Consider the following 10,330-nt stretch of genomic DNA (forward strand, 5'->3'; position numbering starts at 1 on the left):
CCATTTGGGAGTGGAGCAAAACCGCCACCTGTTTCAGTTGTTGCTGAAGTGCATTTTGAGATTGCGTTCGCGGCCCAGCGGGTTGCTGCGGTAGCGACGGTAGCACGATTCGCACAAGTCGAACGTTTGCGTGACAACTTCGCCGGTTGAAATGGGAGCGTCGTGCAGTTCGATGGTCGCGTCCGCAAAGCACCCCGGGTCGCTTTCGTTGCGAGGCAACGCAGGATCGTGGTCGATCATTTCGACCAGTTCATCTTCTGCTTCATCTGCCTCGATCGCTTGGTGCAGAGCGTCCAAGTGATCCACGGCTTCGTCGTCGTTCCATTCCTCTTCCAACTTTTGTACCTCGATCGCAATGGTGTATCGAGAGCTTTGTGTGGGGTCAATTTCTTGTCGACATCGATCACATGTGTAGTGAATCATCTCGAAGTGACTCGCCAGAATAAATGAAAGGCAATTGCCAAAAGATAAGTGGCGGCAGACTCACATCGCATTCGCGATTGTTTCTCCGCCTGCTGTCCATGTTACTTCTCGGCGCAGGGTGCTCGCAAGCGTTTTCTTTTCGCGTCAGCCATGATCACGTGCGACGGGCTGCGAATCTCTCGCACCCTGCCCAGCGACGGGCGATCCAGTATCATCGTCGCTCGTGGGCACTGCGGTGTCATTTCATCCTGTTCAACCATTGAGATTCCTCTCCCCTTTTCTTCACGGACCCCATCATGAGCTTGCTCCGTTTCGACGCTTCCGGATCGATCAACGACGACTACGGGATCACACAGTCGCAAATCGATTCTTTGAAGGGCCAGATGGAAACCCTTCGCACTGAGATGGTCGAAACCGATCAAAAGCAATACGAATCGGGCGACATCCCCGCTGACAAGCAGCCACTGGATGCACGCTTCTTTTGGTTGCCGGAAGAAATGTTGGAGGCCTACTCGAAAGAACGCGAAGCCTCGGAGCTGGGACGGATTTTCAAGGTCGCCAACGGGCTGCATGATCAAATTGACGCAGCCGTGGTTTTGGGCATTGGCGGGTCCTACATGGGCGCTCGCGCGATGATGGAAGCCTGTTGCGATCCGTATCACAACGAAATGAGCCGCGCCGCTCGAGGCAGCAAACCTCGGATGTATTTCGAGGGCAACAACGTCGACAACGACGCTTCGGACTCGCTGCTGCAACGCGTGCAAGCAGGCGGTTACGGGGACAGCGACGCCGAAAAACGGCATGCGATCATTGTGATCAGCAAGAGTGGTGGAACGATGGAAACCGCCGTCGCGTTCCGTCAGTTTCTGGCCAATTTGGAATCGGAACTGGGGGCTGAGTCCGAGGAATGGTTGTCGCGTTTGGTCGTTCCGGTGACCGGCGAAAGCGGCAAACTGCACGATTTGGCAACCGCCATTGGTTGCGATGAAATCTTCACCGTGCCCGATGGAGTTGGCGGCCGCTTCAGCGTCCTGTCGCCCGTTGGATTGGTCCCTGCTGCGTTCCTCGGTTTGGACTGCATGAAGTTGCTCGAAGGTGCTGTGGCAATGAACGAGCACTTCAAGACCGCGGACTATGCTGACAACGTGGTGATGCAATACGTGGCCGTGAACCACCTGCTGTCACAACACCGCGACAAATCGATTCGCGTGATGAGCGTTTGGAGCAAGGCGCTGGAGTCGGTGGGAATGTGGTACGACCAGTTGCTGGCCGAATCCAATGGCAAAGATGGCAAGGGGGTCACGCCGCTGACAACACTGAACACGCGCGATTTGCACAGCCGTCACCAGCAGCACCAACAAGGTCGCAACGACAAAGTCTTCAACAATGTGATCGTGGAATCGCAGCGGACGGATTCGTTGGCTGTCGGTCACTCGCAACGCAATCAAGACACGCTGAACGACATCGCTGAAAAAACGTTGCCAGAAATCATGGCGGCGGCGATCAAGGGAACCAACGATGCATTGCACGCTGATGGGCGTCCCACGACCGACATCATCTTGCCTCAGATCGACACGCACGTGCTGGGGCAGTTGTTCCAAATGCTGATGATCGCAACTGTGATCGAAGGTCGCTTGCTGGGCATCAATCCCTACGGGCAACCCGGTGTGGAACAGTACAAGACCAACATGAACAAGAACCTTGGTCGCTGAGTTCCCGAGGAGGTGAACCGTAGTGGACGAGGCAACGAGTCCTTCCCCACGCAAGGGGCTCATTGCTTCGTCCACTACGTTGTCTCGTCCCCTACAGGGTGGATTCCAGGCCGGTGATGCCGGCCGCGGTGCTGGATCCAAAGGTGTCGATCTCGACGCCCATGCGTTGAGCGAGGTCGACGTACAGGTTGCACAGCGGCGTGTTGTCGGCCGCGTCATGGGCCACGTACTCACCGTGTCGGTAACCGCCGCCGGCGAGCAAGATGGGAAGGTTTCGCCAGTCGTGGGCGCTGGCGTTGCCCAGGTTGGATCCAAACATCACGGCGGTGTGATCGAGCAGCGGTTGACCGTTTTCTTGGATGGATTTCAGTTGGTCGAGGAACTCACCAAAGGCCTCCCATTCCGCCGCTTCGATTCGCTTCAATTCGGCGATCTTCTCGGGATCTTTTCCATGATGCGACAACCCGTGCCAGTCACTTTGGACCCCCGGGATTTGAGGGACCGAATTCAGACCGGCCAATTGGAAGGTGATGGTTCGAGTGGAATCGGTCTGCAGGGCCAGTGCAATCGTCCGGTACATCAATTTCTGCCGCTCAATCGCGAGGGCTTTGTCGTTGATGTCGGACAGTGGTTGTTCGTCGACAGCCGGTTTGGGACGCCGGACCCAGCCCTCGGACTGCTGCAGGCGTGATTCTAGGTCACGGACGGAGAGCAAGTATTCGTCCAGTTTCTGTTGGTCGCGAATTCCGAGTTCGCGTTTGAGCGAATCGGCCCGTGCGCCGACCGTGTCGAGCACGCTGCGTCCACGACGAAGGCGATCGAGGTCCGACTCGACTTCGTGCGGTTTGCCATCGACGAACATCGCTGCAAAAAGTTTGGCAGGCGAATGCTGAGCGGGAATCTCGACGCCGCTGGATGTCCACGACAGCGATTGGCCACCTGTCGTCAGTGCCAAAAACGGAAAGCGTGTCTTCAGCCCAATTTGATTCGCAATCAGTTGATCGAGCGAGATCGTGTTGCGGAAACCTGCCAATCCAGGACGCCGTGCCGCTGTCAACCAAGTCAGTTCTGAAGCGTGCCCGTTGTTGCCATTTTGTTCGGGGTGAGAGAGTCCGGAGAACAGGCTGAAGTCTTCCCGGTGCTGCTGGACCTTTTCCAAGTACGGCGTGGTTGCATAGTCCCGGCCGGTGGAATCAGGAAACAAGTGCCCGCCGTGAAAACCCAAGGAGGCGCAGATGGCGACGAACCGTTTGGGCGTCGATTCCACACCCGAGGCTGGATCATTGCCCAAGACTCGTTGGCCGAGCGAGGGTCCCATCGCTTCCAGAAACGGCAATGCCAACGCAGCACCACCCGCGGATCGCAGCAAGCGTCGTCGAGACATCGGCCGAGACGGAATCAACATGGTGTTTTCTTGGGGAATGACGTGGGCGGCGTTGGGATTGGCGAGAATGCGATGGTCACTTGGTTCGAAAGATTTCGCTGGCGACGACCAAGGCCAACATGGTGCGAAGGCGATGTCCCCGCTGAGCAGATTGACGTGTCAGGGATTCAATCTCGGCGCGATCCGAGAACCCCATCTCGCGACCGGTCGCAAACGTCAACCACTTGGTGATCAATGATCTCGCGAGCTGATCGGGATCTTTTAGCAGGCATTCTCGAAACGCTTCAAAACCGTCGAAGGACTCACCCGAAGGAAACGCTCCGCTGGAATCAACCGGCAGCCCCAACCGATATTGTACCCGTCGGTTGTTGATGTGCAGGTCGACTCGTTCGCCTTCGCCGAGGCTGCGGTAACGTTCGCGCCAGCCGCCAATGGGATTGAAACTCTCGAGTGCGAACCCGGGCGGGTCAATCAACGCGTGGCAGGCGCGACAAGAGTCTTCGTTGCGGTGTTGATCGAGAAGCTGACGAAGTGTTGCGGCCCCACGAATATCGGGTTCGACACCGGAAATGCCTGGCGGAGGCGGGGCGGGGTGCACGCCGAGCAAGCGTTCGGTCACCCACACGCCGCGAACGACTGGCGAGGTGTTGGTGCCGTTGGCGGTCACCTTCAGCACGCTGGCTTGGCTGAGCAATCCGCCGCGGACGGAATCCTCTGGCAGTGGCACACGGCGGATCTCGGCATGGTCGACTCCTGCGATTCCGTAGTGATCGGCCAGACGCTGGTTCAGCATGGCGAAATCGGACTTCACCAAATTCGTCACCGGCAAATTTTCGCGAATCAAGGTCGCAAAGAATCGACGCGTTTCTTCCAGCGTGCTATCACGCAGGTACGTGTCGTACTCGGGGAACAGTTGTTGATCGGGGCTGGTTTGGTCAATGTCTCGCAGGTTCAGCCAAGCGTCGGTGAAGTCCACCACGAATCGTTCGAACCGGGGATCGTCGACCAATCGTTTCGCGTGCTGCAGCAATGATTCCGTCGAGCGGGTCAGTTCGTGTTGTTCCGCGGCTCGCAGCAAGTCTGCGTCCGGTGTGGTGCGATGGAAAAGATATGACAACCGAGTCGCAAGTGCATGGTCGTCCAGTTCGCCGGCGGGTTCACGCAAGTACAGGAAGTCTGGCGAGCAAAGGATTGCCGCGACGGCAGTTCGCAAGGCTTCTTCGGTGGACGCGTCGCGTTCCTGCTCCACATGGAACAGATCGATGTACGGCAGCAACTCCTGGTCGGTGACCGGACGCCTCATGGCGGTTGAGGCAACTCGTTGCAACGTGCCTCGCAAGGACTCGGCGATGTTGTCGCTGGTCAGTTCGAACTCGGGTTTGTACCACGACTTTTCTCGCTTCGATGGCGGGTTGGGCATGATCTCGTTGCGTTGCCAGCCGTCGAAGATCAAACGATGCCCACGCGAAGGAAATTCCTCGTGCAGGGGACCTTCGACACGCACCTTCGCGATCGCTAGACCAGGCCCGGTGTACCCGTCCACGCCTTCATTGCGAATGTGGTAATCGCGAACCACCAAGCCATACGGAATGATGTTCAGCATGTAGCGATATTCCAGATGCGCGGTCAATTCGATGGTGGTCATCTCGCCGTTTGGACCGAGCGGCGGCATGTCGAAGTAACCCAGCGTCGGCCGTTCGCTCCCGCGTGCGAAGCTTTTTGCACCAACATAAAACGGAATCTTCTCGTCCGTTTGGTGAGCGTACCCGGTGATCGAAATTCGGTAGCGTCCGGATTCTGGGATGCTGGTGGTGCGAAGCATGCCATCGGGGTAGCCGAAGTCTTGGTAGAACACGACCGAACCATCGTCGAGTTGTTTCCACACCTTGCCCAGATGTGTTTCGGCTTCGCGTGTTTCGGCGTAGTGGGTGTCGATGGTGTGCGTTTCAGGCGATTCGGCTGTCTTCGCAATCGCGGTGTCCAGCACCAGGTCAGCGGCATCGAGGTAGCGTTCCAGGTGGACCATCGAGATCCCCAGTGTTTCTCCCACGTTGTCGAATTCATGGCTGCGTCCGTCGGCGGGCAGCAGTGATTCGAGTTCGAGGGCGGTGCCGAACAAATCGTTGAGCGTGTTCTCGTATTCGCGGCGATTGAGTCGTCGTAGGACCGTGCCTTTTTCGGCGGCGTGATATTGCGTCAGCGGCGCAGCCAACGCGGTTGTGAAATCGGAGCGGTCGGACGCGTTGAGTGTGGTGGCATCTGGCGGCGGCATTTCGCCCGATTGGACGCGATCGTGAATGCGGACCCAGGCGGCCAAATCAGCCGCTCCCGTGATTGTTTGACCGAGTGTGTCCAGGTCGAGACCACCTTCGGATGCTCCGTCGGCGTGGCAGTCCCGGCAATGAGCTTGCAAGAACGTCTGGATTCTGGGGGCGGAAACCGGAGTGGGGTCAGCAGCATCGGATTTCGCCGATCGCCCGGTCGAGATCGCAACCACCATCGCCGCCAACACAGCAATCGGCCGCACCCACGACGCCGAGGACGACCATCGAGAGGGGCAGTCAGTTGGGGCCGAACGGGTCGCAGGTGGCTTGCTCATGTCAGGATTTTAGTCCATCGACTTCTTGGGCGTGCGAGCCACGGTCATTCGTCCCGCCGCGGAGCGGTTGGGACAGGCGACTTGGCCGCTGCGGCGAGCGGAGTTGGGAGTCCGTTTGCGAAAAATTTGGTAACACAATTTGGCAAAATTCGCTTGGGAGGGTAGCTTGTCCCCCTGATAGAGATTCCTGGCGGGGTTCCCGGACCGATGTTTCCAGGCAAAACGATTTGAATTCCAAGTGGGTGCCCGCGGCAATGGGCGTGGCTTGCTTTCCGGTGCCCTCCTGACGAGGCAGTTGATATGTGTTTGCAACCGTTCCAAATCGCTTGTTTGGCCGTTCTTTCAGCGTTGATGACGCTGGGCTGGTCTTCGGTGGGGCAATCTCAAGGAACCGTGACGTGGCACAGCACGGCGGGATCGAGCGTGAATGCCGAGTTGCTCCGAATCGATGATTCGAAGCTCTATCTGCAGATGGAAGGCAATCGATCGCCGGTGGAGGTTCCTCTGGACAGCCTCACCGCTGAGTCGCGATTGCAGGCGATGCAGATTTGGTACAACGAACGTGATGCGAAGCAGTTTCAGATGATTCGCCAACATCTGCCCGGCATGTATGAACGTCCGGGGGCCGTCAGTCGACTGTTGCTGGAAATTCACAAGGCGATCCCCGAAAGCCCCTACGCAGGAATTTGGGCGGGCGTTGGTCTTTCCGAGGGTGAGAACAACTTGGAGCTCTCCAAGCGGTTGTTGTTGCAAGCGATCAAACGCATCGAAGCTCAACAAGAAGTCATGGCGGGGCGCCACTCAATGACCTTGGCATCGGCTCGGAACAACTTGGGTGTGGTGGCGCTCAAGCAGCAAGAAGCCAATCCAGCGGCATCGTCGTTCATCGCGGGGGTCCAATCCTCCAACGTGGTGTCGGCGGTGCTGGAACACAACATGCAATTGCTGGCTCAAACTGATTCTCAGCGGTCAGGTTTGATCGAGTTGGCACCGCGACTTCGCAGCGAATTGCTGGTCACGTTGGCGTCCGCTGACGTCAGCACGTCCAAACCGAATCTGAAGGAAAGTCTGTATTACACACTGGATTTTGATCTTCCGATTGAGGCTGGCGCAGGAAACCGCAAGATCGAGGGACTGGACAGTCCCAGCGTGTTCATGGAGTTGGTGGCAATCGGGACGGGCTTTGTCGTGTCTCCCGGGATGGTGCTGACATCCACCGACGTGATCACCAACACAGAATCCGATGGCCCCAAGATGCTGACCGTGGGTTCGTATCAACACGGCATCTTCAAGACACTGACCTGCAAGAATTGCTTGATGACCGCCCCGAAGATTTCGGCGCGGAATGGGATCGTGATCCGCACCAACACGACCGTCGGATCGGTCACGCGGTTTCGGATCACACCTCATCGCGCCGGTTCATCGGATGCCGAGTTGGCTGCGCTGCACGTTCCGGGTTTGGACCTGACGCCGCTTTGCATCGCCGATGACACGCCCGGTGTGGCCTCTGAGTTGAAACTCTACGGCTATGACCCGGGGCAAAATCTAGTCAAAGAAGGTGTGCAGGAATTTCTGGGGAGCGTGTCGACCGAACCGAATCGTCAGGGTGTCCAAAACGTTTCCAACGAAACCACGGGTGGTAACCGAGGCGGACCATTGATGGGCGACGACAAAGCCGTCCACGGGATTGTCTTTGCCATGTCAAAGAACGAATTGGAAACCGGTGGGCGAGCCTTTGGTGCGCGGATGATTCGGTCCTGGTTCAATCGCAATGTGCGGACGACCTCGTTGACCAGTGTCGAGGATCTGCCGTTGGAGAAACGATTCGATCCAAAAGCGTCTGTGGTGCCGGTGTTTGTCTGGGGCGTGAAGTCAGGAAATGGATTGTTCAGCGACGTTGCTGATGGCACTGGGCCGAGCGAATCACTGATGATCGAAAACACCTGGTGCGTGGCTTGCATGGGCACTGCCTACCAAGATTGTCCGAACTGTGTGAACGGAGCCCAGAGCTATCGCAAGCGGGAGGTCGTCTCCTCATCCCGGATCTCCGGCGACGTGTACGCCCCCGTTGTCAAAAAGAAACGCTGCCCAACCTGCAAAGGGGCTGGCAAATTGCGATGCCCGCACTGTGACCATGGACGCCTCGACACGCGACGTCGTTGAGCGTTCGGGCCGATGGCTGAAACGGGACGACGTCTGAAATGGATGACCGTCGAAGTGGTCAGGCGTTGATGCGAACGTCCACCCAGTCCATGCCGGCTCGTTGAGCCGCTTCGAAACCCAGTGGGCTGTCTTCAAAGACGAGGCAGCGTTTTGGATCGATGCCCATTCGTTCCGCAGCACACAAGAACACATCGGGTTCCGGTTTGTGCAGTTCCGTGTCTTCACTGCCGACCAACACGGGGAACCAATCTGCGACGCCGATGGTTCGCAGTTGATCCGCGACGATGTCTCGCATGCCGCCGCTGGCCACGGACATGGCGATGCGGTGGAGGTGGCGTTCGGCGATTTCGATGACGTGGGCGAGACGCTCGACTTCGGGGATGCGAGCGATGAAAGCTGCTTCCTTTTCCTCGGTCGCCAAGTCGACGTCGATCGTCACCCCTTGTTCCGAGCTCAGCACCTCGATGATCTTTTCGCTGGGCATCCCCCCCATGGCGTAGAACCGTGGTTCAGGAAATTCGATCCCGTGACGCGTCATCGTTTCGTGCCACGCCAGGTAGTGCAGCGGCATCGAATTGGTGAGCGTTCCGTCGCAGTCGAAGATCAAGCCTTCGTAGCGACCCGCCAAATCATGGGCGATCACGGACTCCAGCGGCAATTGGCCGGAATCATCGGGGCGAAGGAGCGAGGCAGTGTCAGTTTCAGATGGAGGCATTAAGTCGACATGGGTTTGGTGTCAGCCATGGAATCCGATTTGGACGTGGCGTTGGCCCGGGCCATTTCGATGGAACGATCGAGGGCTGGGAACATTTTGCCTGCATCTTCGTGGAAGACCCGCCCAATCAGCAAGTCCGTCACATTGCCGCGGTATTCGGGATGTTCTTTCATGAATCGACCGATGCTGAAATCTTTGTTGTAAAAAGCGTGCACGAGTTCGCGAATCCTTGACGCACCTTCTTTAAAATCCTCGGTCCAGTTTCCAAGTTGCTCGGCGGACAGGTCGTCTTTTTTCAAACCGTCCACGATTGCGTCACCGGCCCGCACGCCCATTTCCAGTGCGAAATACACTCCGGAAGAGTAGACCGGGTCGATGAAACCCAGTGCGTCACCGATCAGCACCCAGCCGGGGCCGGCGTGGCGGCGGGTCATGTAGCTGAATTCTTTGGCCGTGGTGATCTTGGCCACGCGAGTGGCATTGGCCAGTCGTGGCTGCAGGCCAGGGCACAGGGCCAGTTCTTCCTCGAAAACTTGTTCGGGCGTCCCACGGCCCTTGAGCAGGAAGTCGTTGTCACCGACGCATCCGACACTGGTGACTCCCCGGGATTGTGGGATGAACCAGAACCATGAGTCTCGCGACTTGGTGTACAGAATGATGGTGGCGCCGTCGTTGTCGCCTTCTCCCCGCACCGCATCGCGGTAATACGTCCAGATCGCAGCCTTCTTCAGATCCGGATTGATCTCTCGAAGCCCCAGTTTTCCGGCCATGAACGACTGTTGGCCCGTCGCATCGACGACGACTTGGCAGCGAATCGTGCGTTCGGTGCCATCGGCGGTTCGGACGACCACGGCACGGGCCACCGGTTGATCGGGGCTTTCGCCGGGTTCGGTGTGGACGTCGACCAATCGGGTCTGGTCGAGGCAGTCGGCACCCAGTTCGGAGGCTCGGTCAAACAGCATTTTGTCAAATTCGCTGCGTTCGACTTGCCAGGTTGTGCTGCACTCCCGTTCATCATGTTCGCGAAAAAAGAAGGGGGCAGATTCTTTGCCCGTGTGAGTGACAAATTGGACGCTTTTCTTGGTCTGCCATCCTGATCGTTTGACTTGATCGATCAAACCGAGTCGTTCCAGTGGCCAGTAGCACTCTGGCATCAGCGATTCGCCGACGTGGAACCGGGGCACCGGATCTCGTTCGATCAACAGGGTGCTGGCACCGGATTCAGCGACAATCGAAGCAGCAGTACAGCCGGCGGGGCCTCCACCAATCACCACGCAATCGTAGGAATCCTTCATGTTTGGCAAACTCATCTGCAAAGGGAAAGTTGGATCGGA

8 protein-coding genes are annotated in these 10,330 nt (G+C 57.7%); 2 read left to right on the plus strand and 6 right to left on the minus strand.

Annotated features, from left to right (window positions below):
• Positions 1 to 33: 33 nt before the first annotated feature.
• Positions 34 to 423: a hypothetical protein gene (locus tag UH5x_RS24885; RefSeq protein WP_236696347.1), complete on the minus strand. Its 390-nt coding sequence runs from the start codon at positions 421 to 423 to the stop codon at positions 34 to 36.
• Positions 424 to 719: 296 nt separating this feature from the next.
• On the opposite strand from UH5x_RS24885, the gene UH5x_RS24890 reads away from it, so the two are divergent.
• Positions 720 to 2,135: a glucose-6-phosphate isomerase gene (locus UH5x_RS24890; RefSeq protein ID WP_482634028.1), complete on the plus strand. Its 1,416-nt coding sequence runs from the start codon at positions 720 to 722 to the stop codon at positions 2,133 to 2,135.
• 91 nt (positions 2,136 to 2,226) lie between these two features.
• Here the strand turns inward: UH5x_RS24890 and UH5x_RS24895 are convergent, their stop codons facing one another.
• The 3 genes from UH5x_RS24895 to UH5x_RS24905 are packed head-to-tail and all read right to left on the minus strand — an operon-like array spanning position 2,227 to position 6,256.
• Positions 2,227 to 3,540 (minus strand): DUF1552 domain-containing protein, encoded by a 1,314-nt coding sequence (locus UH5x_RS24895; protein WP_047815199.1) that lies wholly within the window; start codon positions 3,538 to 3,540, stop codon positions 2,227 to 2,229.
• 55 nt (positions 3,541 to 3,595) lie between these two features.
• Positions 3,596 to 6,118 carry a DUF1592 domain-containing protein gene (locus tag UH5x_RS24900; protein WP_482634029.1) on the minus strand — a complete coding sequence of 841 codons (2,523 nt, stop codon included), beginning with the start codon at positions 6,116 to 6,118 and terminating at the stop codon, positions 3,596 to 3,598.
• A 9-nt stretch (positions 6,119 to 6,127) separates the two neighbouring features.
• Entirely contained in the window at positions 6,128 to 6,256 is a 129-nt protein-coding gene (locus UH5x_RS24905; protein WP_482634030.1) for a hypothetical protein, read from the minus strand.
• 162 nt (positions 6,257 to 6,418) lie between these two features.
• On the opposite strand from UH5x_RS24905, the gene UH5x_RS24910 reads away from it, so the two are divergent.
• The gene (locus UH5x_RS24910) at positions 6,419 to 8,281 is read left to right on the plus strand and encodes a zinc finger-like domain-containing protein (protein WP_482634031.1); all 1,863 of its coding nucleotides are present in this window, start codon (positions 6,419 to 6,421) and stop codon (positions 8,279 to 8,281) included.
• A 58-nt stretch (positions 8,282 to 8,339) separates the two neighbouring features.
• Here the strand turns inward: UH5x_RS24910 and UH5x_RS24915 are convergent, their stop codons facing one another.
• Positions 8,340 to 8,996 (minus strand): HAD family hydrolase, encoded by a 657-nt coding sequence (locus UH5x_RS24915; RefSeq protein WP_047815201.1) that lies wholly within the window; start codon positions 8,994 to 8,996, stop codon positions 8,340 to 8,342.
• Complete coding sequence (locus UH5x_RS24920) at positions 8,996 to 10,306, minus strand: NAD(P)/FAD-dependent oxidoreductase (protein WP_482634032.1); 1,311 nt, start codon at positions 10,304 to 10,306, stop codon at positions 8,996 to 8,998. Before UH5x_RS24920 ends, UH5x_RS24915 begins: the two co-directional genes overlap by 1 nt.
• Between the last annotated feature and the right edge of the window lie 24 nt (positions 10,307 to 10,330).

The organism is Rhodopirellula sp. UH5 (genome assembly GCF_056839225.1).